Genomic DNA, 15,961 nt, shown 5'->3' on the forward strand with positions numbered 1-15,961 from the left:
AATCAACCCCTCATTCGGACTCTCTTTCACATCTTTCATCTCCCTTTTGTCCAAATCAAGTCCTTTTTCTGACTCTAGCACTCTCTTTTTCTCTTGCTTTGTCCAAATGAGCCCCTGTTTCGGACTTATTTTCACAGCTTTCATCTCCCCTCTGTCCAAATCATGCCCTCTTTCTGACCCTAGCACTCTCTTTTTCTCTTGCTTTGTCTGAATGAGCCCCTGTTTCGGACTCATTTTCACATCTTTCATCTCCCTCCTGTCCAAATCAAAAGCCCACTTCCCAAATCAAAATGCAGAAAGCCAGCCTGTCTTAGTCTGCCAGGCTGGCTTTCATATCCTACTCCAACTAACTTATTGTATTCTCCCGAAGATTAAACTGACTGTTGTACATATCAAAGTAAAAGCCTTTTTTCTGTATAAGCTCTTGATGTGTACCTGACTCAATGATTTCTCCTTGTTGAACAACCAATATGCGATCAGCATTTTCAATGGTTTTCAAGCGGTGAGCAATGATAAATGAAGACACAAAAAAAGCCACTTGCTCAATTTTTAAGCAAGTGGCTTTCCATTCTTTTCTTATCCCATAATAAGCAAATAAATAAAGAATACTACCATTACAACTAATCCAAAAGGTACACCAAATTTCGCCCATTCTTTACTTGTGATTCCAAGTTTGTTCGCTGAAATGATATTTGGAATATTTCCTGGGATTAGCATTCCACCACTAATGATTAGTCCAAGCAACAAGAAACGAATGGTTTCCGCGTTCATAGATGGACTAATTTCGGCAGCAGCTAGTGTGGCGTTATCGAGAATGGCTGAAATCATATTGATCCAGTATAAAACTCCTGGTTGTAAATGAAGTAAATACTCATTTACTAATGGTTCATAACCTGCCCCTAGTAATGTTAGCCCCATTACAAACAAGTAAATTTTAAACGAACGAATAATAATTTCAGAGTAGCTTTCTGCCTGGTTGTCCCCATCCAAGCCACCTGCACCCTCAATTGGTTTTAATGCAAAGAATGCTACAATACCAATCGCAATTACTGCAATAATAACTTCAACACCAATCAAATCAAAAAGGTAAAAGAAATCCTCATTTAATTTATTTGTTGTGATGGTTGATAGTGGTTCCCCGACTGGTGTAAGTACGGCACCTAACCCAATCGAAAAACAAGCTAGGATAACAGTTCGTATTTCCGTTTTGCGGTCCAAACTTAAGGTACTTACAATCGATACGAGCACGATCGCAGCAATAATTGCAGTAATCACACTGGACAATAGTCCTAAAATCACAATGATTATTGCAAGAAATAGACGAATATCCATTTTGTGGCTAACGTTTAATATTGCCCCTTCAATTGGCTTCTTAAGCCACTTGAATAACAAGCCCGCTATAAGCACTGCAAGTGTAATGAAAATCGGGTCTTTCAAAGCATGAATGAATAATTCTAGATTAAAGACGCCACTTACTAGTGCCGCAAGAAAACCCATAACAAATAAAAAGGGTTCTAAGTTTCGTTCAATTGGTTTTATAACGAAAGGTAAAAATAGAACGAGTAGTAAAATAATGATAAGTCCTGCAAACAAAGTTTATTCCTCCGATCCTTGTAGTCATGACTACTTTTAATAGTAAACCTTATGTAGTGCTGGTAGATTTCATATTTTCTCTATGATAACGTTATCCCGACTCTTTTTATTTTAGCATACTTTTCAGAAGATACTTTACAAAAATTCTTTCCACATGAATATCCTACTACCTATTAATATCATATAATATGTTTACCCCTCACCGATGAAATCCGAAAGTTTTTCATTATAAATTGAGTTAAATATCTCATTGAACTCAATAACCGCATATTTAAAGGAGTTTGTGGTGAATGATTCGGAATATGGCACCATTTCTAAGATAGAACTAGATTATGTCGACTAGAATTGGTCTTACGAAGCCTTAAGACGAAATATGTGGGAATACCGCGGTTGCAACCTATCTTTAATCATTGATATACTTACGACTAGTTAAGCAAACTGTACATTACTATTTATTTCACAAGATGCACACTTGTGAAAATATTCACAAATAGGGAGTTGATAAGATGGGATCTGGTATCCAATCTGAGCAAAATCGCAATGAAGCGCAGAGCGATGATTATTCATTGGATAGAGTACCACTTAACAAGAGAAACATGGGTTGGTTAAGTATAACGAATATTACATTCGGAATTGCAACGGCTATTTTTTATTTTCAAATGGGAAGTGTTATGGCGCTTCAGTTTGGTGCTATTAACGCTATCATTTCCGCTATATATGCGATTATCGTTGCCGGTATTCTTGGAACATTCATTGCGTACTTATCTGCAAAGTCTGGTATGAACGTCAATTTATTATCAAGGGGTGGCGGATTCGGCTATATTGGCGCATCATTGACCTCCATTATTTATGCCACAAATTTCATCATGTATTGTGCACTTGAAGGTTTAATTCTAGTATCCGCAGTCCACGAATTCTTACCTATTATTCCTGAATGGGCATTAATTCTTTTCTTTGGCACCCTCGTCATTCCTTTAAATTGGTTTGGAATCAAACAATTGGACAAATTACAAAAATGGTCTTTACCACTGTTTGGCGTTTTTTTAATTGCAGCAATTGTGGTAGCTGCCATCAAACCATCTGTCTATGATGGAAGCTTCTGGTCCTATATGCCTGAAAATGTTCAGATTGGAGGAACTGCCCTCTTGCTCTGTATTGGTATGCAACATGGGATAATGGGATTAACTCCCTTACTGGCATCTGATTATGCACGTTTTCTTAAACCTAAGGACATGAAAATCGGAATATTTGCTATCGGATTTATCCCGCAAATCTTTTGTTTTGGTGTAATGGGTGGATTAGGTATTTGGTTTGGTGTTCGTTTAGGTGAGCCAAATCCTGGTGTGTATATCGTAACGCTTCTAGGCATGTGGGGAGCATTATTTACGATGATTACTCAAGTAAGAATTAACGTGACCAATATTTACAGTGGTTCGCTATCACTTTCAAACTTCTTCGAAAACATTTTTAATTTTAAACCAGGAAGACGCTTTTGGGTTGTTGTAACCGGAGTTACTGCCATCATCTTAATGCTTAGCGATATCGTCAATCATCTCGGAACAGTCTTAACCTTCCAAGGAGTCTTCCTATTATCATGGGCGGCTATCTTGGTTACAGATGCTGTTTTCGTTAAGAAAATTTTAAAACTTAGCCCTGGATATTATGAAGCAAGGCAAGAGAACTTGTTTAAATGGAATCCCGTCGGTGTTGGAGCACTGTTAATTTCAAGTATCCTTGGCACAGTGGCCGCACTAGGGTTTATAGGAACATTTTTACAAAGTACGGCAGCGTTTTTTGCAGCCATCCTCGCCTCTATACTAACAATTGTTTTGGCAATTGCTACTAAAGGAAAATATTATATAAAAAAAGAAGCAACTGATATTGAAAAAGAAGAGTACGTCGCTTAACGTTTTAACCCTCTACATTGAAGTGTAGGGGGTTTTTTATGGAAAATAGTAACCAAAGTATTTTAGGTTCAATTTTTACTTTTTCATTCCCAATTATCCCCTCCACACATATGCTAATGAAAAAAGTGGTGGAATCCCTGACAATACCCTTTATCACAAATGGTGGGACAGAATCCGCTGGAATGATTGGGAGAGCCTTGGCGGTGTTCTAACGAGTGGTCAAGCAGTTTCCTCCCGTAGAACAAATACGCTCGATGTTTTTGTTCGAGGGAACGGCAACCGACTTTATAAAAAGACCTGGAACGGTTCCCGCTGGGAGGACTAGGAAGACCTCGGCGGTACCCTCACATCAGAACCCGCAGCTGTATCTTGGAATCCAAATCGAATTGATGTTTTTGCCAGAGGACAAAACCAAGACCTCATCCACATTTGGCAGGGCCAATAGGAACGTAAAAACGGCAGAGGAATCTGCCGTTTTTACGTCTAATTCGTAGCTGACCCAAAATGATACCGCACATTTTTATACAGTCGATGGATGAGTCCCATAAACACAACAATCCAAGCTAATAACGCAATATACACCATAAACCTCGGAATGATAGTGAGAAATGGAACTCCTAAAGCCTTTGATAACTGAAACGTACTCGTTGTGTACATGGAAAGAGGAAAGACCATTCCCCAAAACTGAGGATCATATGAAAGGGGAAAATGATGGAAAAGATGCCGCCAGATCATGAGGATAAAAAGCAATGGAATCCACCATGTACCCGCTATCCAGAAAAACAATGTAAATCCTTTTAAAAATGGAATAAATTCCACAAGCAGCACCCCATTGTCGGCATGTAACAACAGTGTGGATCCAGCTAATGTTGCAATCGCAACGGCCCCCATATTGATCCAATAAGGCGGTGTAAGAGACTCATATTTAAATTCCACAAACGTGCAACGGTAAAAAATAAGTGTCATGATATTTAAATACAGCATACATCCTAAAAGGAACATACAGATTGTAACGAACAAAATGATTTCTCGCCCATTATTAATATTCGGTGATAGAAGTGTACCCAGAATAGAAATCGATTGCGTTGCAACTGCTGCGATTAACCAGGCACCGTTTATCCCTTCAGAAATAGTAGGTTTGTTTTTACGAACCGTAACAGCCGAGAAAAACACATACATAATTACAATCCATAAGAAAATAGCCAGCCCCCATAAATAAAGAGGCACCAAAAATTGATTACCTACAACAATTAACTGACTACCAAAAACACAGGTTCCTGCAACCAAGGTAAAAAAGCCTGGTCCTTGTGTATGACTCGTAATATCGGATTTTACCTTTGGAAAGAAAGAGACTAAACGAACAATCGTCAACAGCCATAATGATAGATATGCAACAACATTCACATATAGTAATATCTTAGAAATAAACGTAATCCCTAGCAAAAATGATCCTATCGATAAGGCCCCTGTAGCCATTACTAATGCAAAATAACCAGTGAAGAGATCTTCCGATTGTTTCTTAAGAAATGTAAGTATAATGTCCAACTCCTATTATCAAACATCTATTATAATATTGCCTATTCATAAACCCCTATGTATTTTTGTATTTAAAAAACCCAGTTGTAGCTAAACCGGGCTTCATGTTACTGATTCACTTTATTTATCGCCTGTGGAATTTGTTATTTCTTCCTCAATCCTGTTCATGAACTCCTCCGCTGCGTTGTACCCTTGTTGCCTTAAATACCAGTTATTCGCAGCTGCCTCAATGAGCCCTGCCACATCGCGTCCTGGCTGTAGTTGAATTTCGATTGAGGGAATCTTAACACCCATATATTCCATCGAGTTGATTTCCTGGTCCAAGTCATTATACAAACCATCTTTTTCCCATTTTGTTAAATGAATATCAAGGGAGATACGCGTTTCATCCTGAAATGCTTTACGTCCATACATCCGGACTACATTTAATAAGCCAATACTACGGAGGGCTAAAAATTCCTTTGTCTTTTCATCATGCGTCCCTAGAATGGTTTGGGGGCTTAGTTTTTTTAAAACGACGATATCATCTGCTACTAGACGATGTCCCCTACGAATCAATGTATGTGCTGTTTCACTTTTTCCTACTCCAGAATTCCCTCGAATAAGAATTCCAATCCCAGACACATTCATACAAACTCCATGTACAGCAACTTCCTCTGCTAATCCCTTGATTAAATAAGCATCCAATTTCACGATAAAATCGGAGGTTACTTCAGGCTCTCTTGTAACCAACAATGGAATCCCCTGCTCTAAACAGTGCTTTTTTAAATACGTTAGACCATCTTCTCCACAAGTAACGATGAAACAAGGCGGATGGTACTGAACAATATTCCCAATCCGGATTTTACGCTCTTCTTTTGTGAGTTTATGTAAATATGTAACTTCTTTTTTCCCTAAAATTTGAACCCGTTCTGTCGGAAAAAAGTCAAAATGACCAACAAACTCGAGACCCGGACGATGCACCCGAGATTGTGTAATTGTATTCTCTAACTGATGTTCACCAGCCAATACCTTTAAAGAAAACTTACGGACCAAGTCTCCCACTGTTATCTTTTTCACCAACACTCACCGTCCAATTCATGTTTTAATAAAATTATACTTTAATAGTGGAACAAACGTCATTAGATTGGCTGTATTTTTTGAGGACATTTACAACATGAATATTTAGTTGTGGGTGGAATTTTCGGCTTGTCCGATAAATTCAGTTTTAGTTTGATGACAATCTTTTTCCGATATCCCGCATCTTTTTTCTCCGATATTTTCAAAGGTTCGTCCGCTATATCAAAAAAAGAACCTCCCCCATTGGAAAGGCCCTAATTCCCTTATTGATTCTTATTCTTCTTTCCCCTTTGCAACCGGGTTTTCCTCATAGGAGACCCAATCGCTATAGCTTCCTGCATAAAGTTTTACATTTTTAAACCCTGCCATTTTTAATGCAATATAGTTCGGAGTCGCGGTTACACCCGAGCCACAATAGACGATAATCTCATCTTCTTCGTTAAGATCTGCAAATCTCTTTTTCTGTTCTTCTTTATTTTTAAAGGTTCCTTGTTCCAAGCCTTCTACCCAGTTCTTATTAATAGCACCTGGAATATGTCCCGCTATTCGATCAATAGGTTCGACTTCCCCTAAATAGCGGCTTTCGTCCCTCGAGTCTAGTAAGATTGGAGATTTTTTCTTCAGGTCAACGATTTCTTTTACTTCCTCATAAGAAGCAAGCATTTCTTTGCGTATATTTACCTTAAATGAAACAGAATCTACTACTTTCGGTATTTCTTTTGTAATCGGATAACCCGCTTCAACCCAACCTTTAAATCCTTCGTTTAAGACATAAGCCTTATCATGTCCGATATATGTAAGTAACCACCAAAAACGAGATGCATACTGGCCCTCTCCCCCATCATAAGCAACAACTACTTTTGAATGATTGATTCCCACTTTCTCAATTTCATGCTTAAACTGTTCTAAGTCTGGAAGCGGATGTCTTCCTCCATGTTTTGCAACTAGCGCAGATAATTGTTTTTCTAAATCAAAGTAAAAAGCCCCAGGGATATGGCCTTCCTGGTAAAGTCGTTCCCCTTGAGTCGGATTACCTAATGCAAATCGGCAATCTACTATTATGACTTCCTTGGTCTGTAATTGTTCTACTAGCCAATCTTTATTCACTACGAAATTCATCTCATCGCCTCCATTTTCATTCCTAGCCATTCAGCTTTTTGATAAATACGACTTTTAGGTAGTTTCCTTCCTTAAACTGCTTAATTGTTTGGAAATCTTGAGGTAATGAAAACTCCTCTACAATACTATATTTTCCGTTACTTTCCTTAAATGCAGTATCAATAAAGGTTTTAAATTTTTTCATATCAAACGAAGCACTATTTGTAGAAGCGACAATTACCCCATTATTATCAGTAATCGCAATTGCTTCCTTCAAGAGATTTTTATAGTCCTTTTCCGCACTAAAGGTAAATTTCTTCGATCTCGCAAAACTCGGTGGGTCAAGGATAACCATATCAAATTTTAGATTCTTTTTACCTGCATATTTAAAATAATGAAAAACATCCTCAACGATAATGTCATGGGCTTCATAATCAATTCCATTCACACTAAACTGCTCAATAGTCTTCGGTAAACTTCGATTAGCCAAATCCACGCTCGTTGTCTTAGCAGCTCCCCCTAATGCTGCAAAAACGGAAAATGCCCCTGTATATGAAAAGGTATTTAACACGGTCTTCCCTTTTGCGTATTTATCGCGAATTGTCCTTCTCACATCCCGTTGATCGAGAAAAACCCCAACCATCGCTTCTTCGTTAAAATAGACAGCAAAATTAACACCGTTCTCTTTTACAATAATCGGGAACTGTCCACGTTCACCATCTACAAAGCCATCCTCCTCAATAAACTTTCCATCAGCTCGGAACCTCTTCTTCTGATAAATTGCTTTGTACTGGGCGAGATTTTTAAGTGAGGTAATCACATAATCGTAAAACGTATAAATTCCTTTACTATACCAGTTAATTAAGTAGTAACCATCAAAATAGTCAATAGTGAATCCTCCGATTCCGTCTCCTTCTCCATTAAATACCCGAAAGGCGGTCGTTTCCTCATCATTAAAAAAGGACTTTCTTTTCTCTAAGGCTGCTTTAATCTTCCTTTCAAAAAATGATTGGTCAATTTTTTCATCCTTATTTCTCGTAAGCACCCAGCCGTACCCTTTGTTTTGCTTACCATAATAACCCTTTCCTATAAAAGAATGGTTTTCATCAACAAGATTAATAAGTACACCCTCTTCTACAGAACTGGCATGATTCAATATTTCCTTTGTGACAAGAGGATACCCTCCCTTATACTTATTAACCAGATTAGATTTCACCTTTATATTCAATTCCGTTCCCATTATCTCCATCCTATCTAATGTATCTACTTTTTACCTATAATACATCTCTTCACACCAATTTAAAAGGAGGCATCCCTTCGCTACATAAAAGTAACGAGGAGCTGCCTCCTACAATTTAATTTTATTACTTATTCATCGCAGAAAGGAAATCTCCTAAGAGGCTGTCTAAATCCGCCTCTCCAGAATCCTTTTCGTCTTCAAACGGTTCGTCTTGCTTTGCAGTTTCCCAGTTAAAATTAGCTAAATCATCATCGTAGCTGGTTTCATCACTAGCTGTGGCTACTTCTTCAAAGGATGGTGACGGACCTTCCTCACTGTTACGCTCAATTATTTGCTCCTTCACCGGCACTTCTTCTTGAAGATACAAAGCTTCATCTAAGTCGATAGATTTGCTATTTAACGAGGCTAGTAGTGAAGTCGCACGCACTGGATCTGCCAAAAGATGATAAATAATACTCCCTAGTAAGGCTTGAGAATGCTCGTGCTTTAACCAATTGCGCTGGGATTTGCTTAGTGATTGGGGGAGTGGAACGGAAATTACCTCCCGTTCCCTTGAATAAGACTGACCAACTCCCTGCAAGACAAACTCAGCAATTTTACTTGAAAAATTTCTACGTTCTGTTTCCTTAAGCTTTTGAAGATGTTTTAATAAATGGTCAGGTGTATCGGATGGTACTCGAAAAGATATTGCTTGGCCCCTCTTCACCTCTATTGAGGTTGACTTTTTCATAGGATCACCTTGTCACCTTATCTTATTTTTTTACCGGTTCTTGTGGTACCTTTTGCTTCTCATTCTTTTTCACATAATCAGTAATGAGTTTATAATAAGCATTCGCCATCATCCAAATGCTCTCCTTCTCATCTTCAAAGAATTCAATATTATATCCATCTAGGTTATTATTTAATGTTTTGAGATAATCCTTTAAAACAATAGACCCTCCACCAACAAAATAGCAAATTTCAGTTTGTGAATTTTTCAACCAAACATTGCGCAGTAAGCGATATTGCTTTTTCGCTAATTCAAGTAGGATGCGATCTGTTATATCATGAACGCTTGTCCGACTTCCTTTTACCATAATGTGATTTCGGTTATTTTTTCTTGTGATAATGTCTACAACATCTCGGCGGCTATCCAATTCTATTCCGTGTTTGGAACGAATTTCTTCTCTAATGGCCTCTAACGATTCAGATACCCCGAGGTTAAAACCTTGAGCCTTATCATCATCAACGGTACGGTTTCGAATCACCGCAATATCCGTCGAAAGACCACCAATATCTTGAATTAAAATTCGCTTATCAATTAAATCTTTATTTATTACCTTTAGATTATTGTCCATTACAAGATTAATATAAGCGGCAAACCCTTCTGGGTAGATTTTAACTTCATTAAATTTTATGTTTACCTTTAACCCCTGGTATTTCGGCGTTACAAGAAATTCCACTTGGTGTACGGAACCTGTTAGTTTGGAACGGTACCCGGCATCTTTACCTTCCTTTACTTCTCGCAGTGGAAGGCCTGTTCCCAAAGTATAATTAGCATCTATGACATTTTTTGCACGTGGGAAAGAAGTTGCATTCTCTTCTCTTACTGCGTCTAATGCCAATGTAGCAAAAAGCATAATTAAGGTTTGGTCTTCATCGGATTTACTGCTTCCTGGGTCCAACTCTGATGCACCGCCACTCTTAGTAGCCAAATTCCCTATCCGATATATAGCATTATTTTCCTTTAGGGCAGGGGAATGTACTCTAATATGAATCCCTTCAAGAGGGTCCTTGCTATTTAATTCTTCAATTCCTATTACAGGTCGATCCTCGGTATCTCTTGCAATAATATTAGGTATATTTAATTCGTACTCTAGTCCCCCAAAAATGGCCTTAACTGAGTCATTACCAACATCAACTGCTGCAATTCTAGATATAGACATTCAAACATCATCCCTTTTCTAATTAGTAGATTTTTTTATGTATGCCTACTAAAAGGGTATAAGAGATTACTAGATTCCACAATGACTCTCACTGAAAAGAAACATAACTGTAAACCTGTAAACACCTTGTAAACATGTCGATTTTTGTATACATTTTTGTAAACTTCACATACAAAGTTGTACACATGTTGTTGTTCCGGGATGTATACAGATTTGTAAACATGTAAACGGAAATGTATACACCTTGTTTACTTTTTGCATACATGTATACAGATTTGTAAACATCAGAAAATAAAAAAGGATGTGACCAAATTAGTTGGAAACATCCCTTTTACATAATCAAAAATTACCTTATTTGCCCATTCCCTCGAATGGTATATTTAGTTGAGGTTAAAGCTGGTAATCCCATTGGCCCACGAGCATGGAGTTTTTGTGTGCTAATTCCGATTTCAGCGCCAAATCCAAATTCAAATCCATCTGTAAAACGAGTTGACGCATTGTGGTAAACCGCCGCAGCATCCACTTCTGTAAAAAACTGCTCTACATTCTCAACTGATTGAGAAATAATTGCTTCAGAATGCTTCGTTCCATATTTATTAATATGAGTAATAGCCTCGTCAACGTTTTCAACGACTTTTAACGCAACTTCTAGCCCTAAAAATTCAGTTCCCCAGTCTTCCTCTTTAGCAGGTATAATATCCATCCCTACTTGTTGGACTGCCTCATCGCCATGAATTTGAACATCCTTCGTTTGTAAGGCTGTTACTAAGTCAATCAGATGGTTTGAAGCCCAATCCTTATGCACAAGAACCGTTTCAATCGCATTACAAACAGAAGGACGTTGGATTTTTGCATTAATCGCAATCTCAATTGCCATCTTTGGATCAGCTGTTTCATCGATATATACATGGCAATTACCCGCCCCTGTTTCTAATACAGGAACTGTCGAGTTTTGGACAACCGTCTGGATCAACTTTGCTCCACCGCGTGGAATTAACACATCAAGATACTCATTTAACTTGAACATCTCAGATGCTGTTTCTCGACTTGTATCCTCTAGTAATTGAACAGCCTCAATAGGTAGATTTGTCAGTTCAAGCGCATGTTGAATCACTTTCACTATCGCTTTATTTGAGTGGATTGCTGTTGAGCTACCACGGAGCAATACCGCATTCCCCGTTTTTAGACAAAGACTTGATGCGTCGACTGTCACATTCGGCCTTGCCTCATAGATCATTCCGATTACCCCAAGAGGAACGCGAACTTGTGCAATCTTAAGGCCATTTGGACGTTCCCATTCTTCTAATAATTGTCCAATTGGATCTTCAAGTTTTGTTAACTGAATAAGAGCATCTGCCATATCTTGAATACGCTGTTCATTTAACTTTAGGCGGTCAAGCAAGGATTCACTCATTCCATTTTCTTTCCCAGCCTGTAAATCTTTGTTGTTTTCTCCCAAAATAAATCCCTGTTCTTTCATTAACTGTTCTGAAATCACAGTAAGTGCCTTATTTTTTTGTTCAGTTGTTACTTTTGCTAGACTAGCCGCTGCGGCTTTTGCCTTTTTCGCTTTTTGTATTAACTCACTCATACTTAACTCTCCTCTCTTTTTGACTAACCCAATTATCTCTATGAATGACAACCCTTTGATCACTATTTGCTTTTATCATCGCGTTTGTGCTCGATAATCCCTTTATTTCTAGTAATTGTTCAGAGGAAAAATTCACTTTTCCTTTTCCGATAATATCTCCCTTTAGGTTTACAACCTCAACTACGTCATTAACCCTGAAATTACCCGTAATGTTTGTAACCCCTGCAGGAAGAAGGCTCTTTCCTTGTCTTAAAATAGCTGCTGCGGCTCCTTGATCAACCTCAATTTTTCCACTTGGAATGGAATGTAGGGCAAGCCACTGTTTTGATGTATTCATACCAGGAATTGAGGAGTTTCCTATATAAGTCCCATCCCCTTTTCCAATAAGAATATCAACAAACTTTTCTTCTCCAGTGCCGGATCCAATAAACACTTTAACCCCGAGACCTACTGCCGTTTGCGCTGCCTTAATTTTGGACTTCATCCCACCAGTACCAACTTTTGAACCCTCTTCAGAAGCTCCACTTAATAATTCATCATGAATATCTTCAAGGAAGTTGTATCTTTTTGCATCAGGATGTGTACGAGGATTTTGATCGTATATGCCATTTACATCCGTAATTATAATCAAAAAGTCTGCATGAACTAGACCACTCACAAGTGCGGATAACATGTCGTTATCTCCAAAATTCAACTCTTCTAACGACACAGAATCATTTTCATTAATAATGGGTACAACATTTCGTTTAAGCAATTCAGATAGAGTTGCATATGCATTGTTATATTGATCCTTATATAAAAAATTTTGCCTTGTTAACAATAGCTGTGCTGCAACAACCCCATGTTTTTTAAATTCTTCCGTGTATCCTCTTAACAATAGCCCTTGGCCGACTGCTGCAGCTGCCTGCTTGCCCGCAATTGTTTTAGGACGGGAAGAATAGCCAAGGTCCATAAACCCGGCTGCAACAGCGCCTGATGAAATGAGAATGACATCATGCCCAAGTTCCTTCAATCGTGCAATTGCATCAACATGCTCACGCAACTTCTCAATACTAAGACCACCATTTTGATTCGTTAAAGAACTACTCCCTATTTTGACAACAATTCGTTTCTTCTTCACTTCATTCACCACCTACTATTGCTATATAATAAATACACCTTGGTGCATTTGCTCCAGTCCTTTTCAATCTTGCCCTGGAAAATTCTTTTAAAAATCTGTGACATCCGCGGGAGGCATTTATTTTATTTAGTTGAGCTAGAACCCATTAATAAAATAAAAAGGCCCTTCCATCCCTATAAAAAGGACGAAAAGACCATTATCTTTCGTGGTACCACCTTTATTGATACTCTGAATCCCTTCAAAGTACCCACTCAATACCTTTAACGCAGGTAGCGGTTAGGTTTTGCCTAACAGTTCAAGGGACAGGTTCAATAGCATTGCAGGCGCGTAAAATCTTTCAGCCGATGAATTTTACTCTCTTTTACCTGAGGACTATTTACTAGTTCCCTATCATTACTTTCATTATATAAACGTTGTCCGTAACTATCATTTACATTATAGATTACGAATATTATGAATCAAATTTGTTGCTATGTCAATGTGCTAATTGATAATTTGAAATAAAGAATGGGAATAGAATTTTTTCGCCTAAAAAAGTAAATACTATTCAATTATAATTATTGTTGCATTTCCGTTGACATAAATAATAATGTCTATATAATAATTAGTATAAACAAGTAATAATTATAGATTTTTAGTCAATAATACTAATAATCTATTTTTAAATATTTTCATATTGGAGGAATTTAGTATGTCACTTATTGGAAAAGAAGTACTACCATTCACAGCACAAGCTTACAAAAATGGTGATTTTATCGAAGTAACAGAGCAGGATTTTAAAGGTCATTGGACTGTAGTTTGCTTCTACCCTGCAGACTTCACTTTCGTTTGTCCAACTGAATTAGAAGATTTACAAAATCAATACCCAGCACTACAAGAACTTGGTGTAGAAGTATTCTCTGTTTCTAGAGACTCTCACTTTACACATAAAGCATGGCATGATTCATCAGAAGCAATTGGTAAAATTACGTATGCAATGATTGGTGACCCTGCTCACGTTCTATCTTCTAACTTTGATGTACTAAGAGAAGGCGAAGGTGCTGCTGACCGTGGTACATTCATCATTGACCCAGACGGCGTGATTCAAGCTGTTGAAATCAATGCAGATGGTATTGGCCGGGACGCTAGCCAATTAATTGATAAAATTAAAGCTGCACAATATGTAAGAAACAATCCTGGTGAAGTTTGCCCAGCAAAATGGAAAGAAGGCGACGAAACACTTAAGCCTAGCCTAGACCTTGTAGGTAAAATTTAAGGGGTGCTTTAAATGTTATTAGATGCAGATATTAAGCAACAATTAGCGCAATATCTTCAACTTCTAGAAAATGATGTACTGCTAAAAGTCAGTGCAGGCTCCGATAAAGTTTCAAAGGACATGCTGTCACTCGTTGATGAGTTGACAGCAATGTCTTCTAAAATCAAAGTTGAGCGTACTGAATTAAAGAGAACGCCGAGTTTCAGTGTAAATCGTGTTGGTGAAGATTCTGGGGTAACATTTGCTGGTATCCCACTTGGACATGAATTTACATCATTTGTGTTAGCTCTCTTGCAAGTAAGTGGAAGAGCTCCGAAGGTCGATCAAAAGCTAATTGACCAAATCAAAAATATCAAAGGTGAATATCACTTTGAATCCTATATTAGCCTAAGTTGCCACAACTGTCCTGATGTTGTACAAGCATTAAACGTAATGAGTGTACTAAACCCTGGTATAACACACACAATGATTGACGGGGCTGCTTTCAAAGAGGAAGTTGAAAGTAAAGATATCATGGCAGTACCAACAGTATTCTTAAATGGAGAATCATTTGGTAGCGGTCGTATGTCATTAGAGGAAATCCTTTCAAAAGTTGGAAGTACTCCAGATGCATCCGAATTTGCTGATAAAGATCCATATGATGTTCTTGTTGTTGGAGGCGGACCTGCAGGTGCCAGTGCAGCAGTTTATGCAGCACGTAAAGGCATTCGTACAGGTATTGTTGCTGAACGTTTTGGCGGCCAGATTATGGATACGCTTGGCATTGAGAACTTTATCAGTGTTAAGCGCACTGAAGGTCCTAAGCTCGCAGCAAGCCTTGAAGAACATGTAAAAGAATATGATGTTGATGTAATGAATCTTCAACGTGCAAAACGAATTGAAAAGAAAGACCTTGTTGAGATTGAACTGGAGAACGGTGCTGTTCTAAAGAGTAAAACCGTAATCCTTTCAACTGGTGCTCGTTGGCGTAATGTCAATGTACCAGGTGAAGCTGAGTTCAAGAACAAAGGTGTAGCATATTGTCCGCACTGTGATGGTCCGTTGTTTGCAGGCAAAGATGTTGCCGTTATTGGTGGCGGTAATTCTGGTGTTGAAGCCGCAATTGACCTTGCAGGCATCGTGAAACATGTAACAGTTCTTGAATTTAACTCAGAGCTCAAAGCAGACACTGTACTACAAAACCGTCTTTTCAGTCTTTCAAATGTAACAGTTATTACGAATGCTCAAACTAGTGAAATTACTGGTACTGACAAAGTAAATGGTATTACTTACGTTGACCGTGAAACGAAAGAAGAACACCATATTGAATTACAAGGTGTATTTGTTCAAATCGGCCTTGTGCCAAATACGGATTGGCTTGGTGACACAATCGAACGTAATCGAATGGGTGAGATTGTCGTTGATAACCATGGTGCAACAAATGTACCTGGTGTATTTGCTGCTGGAGACTGTACGAATAGTCCTTATAAGCAAATCATCATTTCAATGGGATCAGGTGCTACCGCATCATTAAGCGCATTTGACTACATCATCCGAAACGATTGGGATACAATTGCTGATGAGGCTGAACAAAAAACATTAGTACATCAATAAAATCAATTAATATACGAAAGTCACTTTATTACCTTACCGGTAGC

15 protein-coding genes, 1 pseudogene and 1 other annotated feature are annotated in these 15,961 nt (G+C 38.2%); of the genes and pseudogenes, 5 read left to right on the forward strand and 11 right to left on the reverse strand.

Annotation, left to right across the window (positions count from 1 at the left end; all coding sequences use genetic code 11):
* The 3 genes and pseudogenes from BTHG_RS27105 to BTHG_RS14000 all read right to left on the reverse strand — a co-directional run.
* Positions 1 to 249: hypothetical protein (locus BTHG_RS27105; protein ID WP_010677353.1), on the reverse strand; the 249-nt coding region annotated here is incomplete at its 3' end.
* A 97-nt stretch (positions 250 to 346) separates the two neighbouring features.
* Positions 347 to 523: pseudogene (locus BTHG_RS13995) on the reverse strand (ABC transporter ATP-binding protein); the annotation flags it as partial.
* 53 nt (positions 524 to 576) lie between these two features.
* Positions 577 to 1,593 (reverse strand): DUF1646 family protein, encoded by a 1,017-nt coding sequence (locus BTHG_RS14000; protein WP_010677355.1) that lies wholly within the window; start codon positions 1,591 to 1,593, stop codon positions 577 to 579.
* Between the two features lie 506 nt (positions 1,594 to 2,099).
* Here BTHG_RS14000 and BTHG_RS14005 point away from each other — a divergent pair.
* From BTHG_RS14005 to BTHG_RS27415, 3 genes are read left to right on the forward strand one after another with little or no spacing between them, the layout of a single operon-like run.
* On the forward strand, positions 2,100 to 3,500 hold the full coding sequence (locus BTHG_RS14005; protein WP_010677356.1) for a purine-cytosine permease family protein: 1,401 nt from the start codon (positions 2,100 to 2,102) through the stop codon (positions 3,498 to 3,500).
* Between the two features lie 38 nt (positions 3,501 to 3,538).
* Positions 3,539 to 3,712, forward strand: a complete 174-nt coding sequence (locus tag BTHG_RS26845; protein WP_157256212.1) for a hypothetical protein — start codon at positions 3,539 to 3,541, stop codon at positions 3,710 to 3,712.
* Entirely contained in the window at positions 3,673 to 3,825 is a 153-nt protein-coding gene (locus BTHG_RS27415) for a hypothetical protein (RefSeq protein ID WP_232284474.1), read from the forward strand. Before BTHG_RS26845 ends, BTHG_RS27415 begins: the two co-directional genes overlap by 40 nt.
* A 158-nt stretch (positions 3,826 to 3,983) precedes the next feature.
* Here BTHG_RS27415 and BTHG_RS14020 read toward each other — a convergent pair whose 3' ends face one another.
* From BTHG_RS14020 to proB, 8 genes are all read right to left on the reverse strand, one after another.
* Positions 3,984 to 5,045, reverse strand: a complete 1,062-nt coding sequence (locus BTHG_RS14020; protein WP_010677358.1) for a tellurite resistance/C4-dicarboxylate transporter family protein — start codon at positions 5,043 to 5,045, stop codon at positions 3,984 to 3,986.
* Positions 5,046 to 5,156: 111 nt separating this feature from the next.
* Complete coding sequence (gene hprK, locus BTHG_RS14025; protein WP_026021821.1) at positions 5,157 to 6,095, reverse strand: HPr(Ser) kinase/phosphatase; 939 nt, start codon at positions 6,093 to 6,095, stop codon at positions 5,157 to 5,159.
* A 273-nt stretch (positions 6,096 to 6,368) separates the two neighbouring features.
* On the reverse strand, positions 6,369 to 7,214 hold the full coding sequence (locus tag BTHG_RS14030; RefSeq protein ID WP_010677360.1) for a sulfurtransferase: 846 nt from the start codon (positions 7,212 to 7,214) through the stop codon (positions 6,369 to 6,371).
* Positions 7,215 to 7,236: 22 nt separating this feature from the next.
* A complete protein-coding gene (locus tag BTHG_RS14035; protein WP_010677361.1) occupies positions 7,237 to 8,433 on the reverse strand; it encodes a class I SAM-dependent rRNA methyltransferase in 1,197 nt (398 codons plus the stop codon).
* 124 nt (positions 8,434 to 8,557) lie between these two features.
* A complete protein-coding gene (locus BTHG_RS14040; RefSeq protein ID WP_010677362.1) occupies positions 8,558 to 9,163 on the reverse strand; it encodes a hypothetical protein in 606 nt (201 codons plus the stop codon).
* Between the two features lie 22 nt (positions 9,164 to 9,185).
* Entirely contained in the window at positions 9,186 to 10,358 is a 1,173-nt protein-coding gene (locus BTHG_RS14045) for a ParM/StbA family protein (RefSeq protein WP_010677363.1), read from the reverse strand.
* Between the two features lie 346 nt (positions 10,359 to 10,704).
* Entirely contained in the window at positions 10,705 to 11,949 is a 1,245-nt protein-coding gene (locus BTHG_RS14050; RefSeq protein ID WP_010677364.1) for a glutamate-5-semialdehyde dehydrogenase, read from the reverse strand.
* The gene (gene proB / locus BTHG_RS14055) at positions 11,942 to 13,069 is read right to left on the reverse strand and encodes a glutamate 5-kinase (protein WP_010677365.1); all 1,128 of its coding nucleotides are present in this window, start codon (positions 13,067 to 13,069) and stop codon (positions 11,942 to 11,944) included. The genes BTHG_RS14050 and proB overlap by 8 nt, the downstream gene beginning before the upstream one ends.
* Positions 13,070 to 13,246: 177 nt before the next feature.
* Positions 13,247 to 13,472: a binding site (T-box leader), on the reverse strand.
* A gap of 288 nt (positions 13,473 to 13,760) precedes the next feature.
* Between proB and ahpC the strand changes: the two genes are divergently transcribed.
* Positions 13,761 to 14,324, forward strand: coding sequence for an alkyl hydroperoxide reductase subunit C (gene ahpC, locus BTHG_RS14060; protein WP_010677366.1), 564 nt, complete (start codon positions 13,761 to 13,763; stop codon positions 14,322 to 14,324).
* Positions 14,325 to 14,336: 12 nt separating this feature from the next.
* On the forward strand, positions 14,337 to 15,917 hold the full coding sequence (gene ahpF, locus BTHG_RS14065) for an alkyl hydroperoxide reductase subunit F (protein WP_010677367.1): 1,581 nt from the start codon (positions 14,337 to 14,339) through the stop codon (positions 15,915 to 15,917).
* Positions 15,918 to 15,961 lie beyond the last annotated feature (44 nt).

Origin of the sequence: Bacillus timonensis (assembly GCF_000285535.1) — a bacterium.
GTDB classification, from domain to species: Bacteria; Bacillota; Bacilli; order Bacillales; family Bacillaceae_L; genus Ferdinandcohnia; species Ferdinandcohnia timonensis.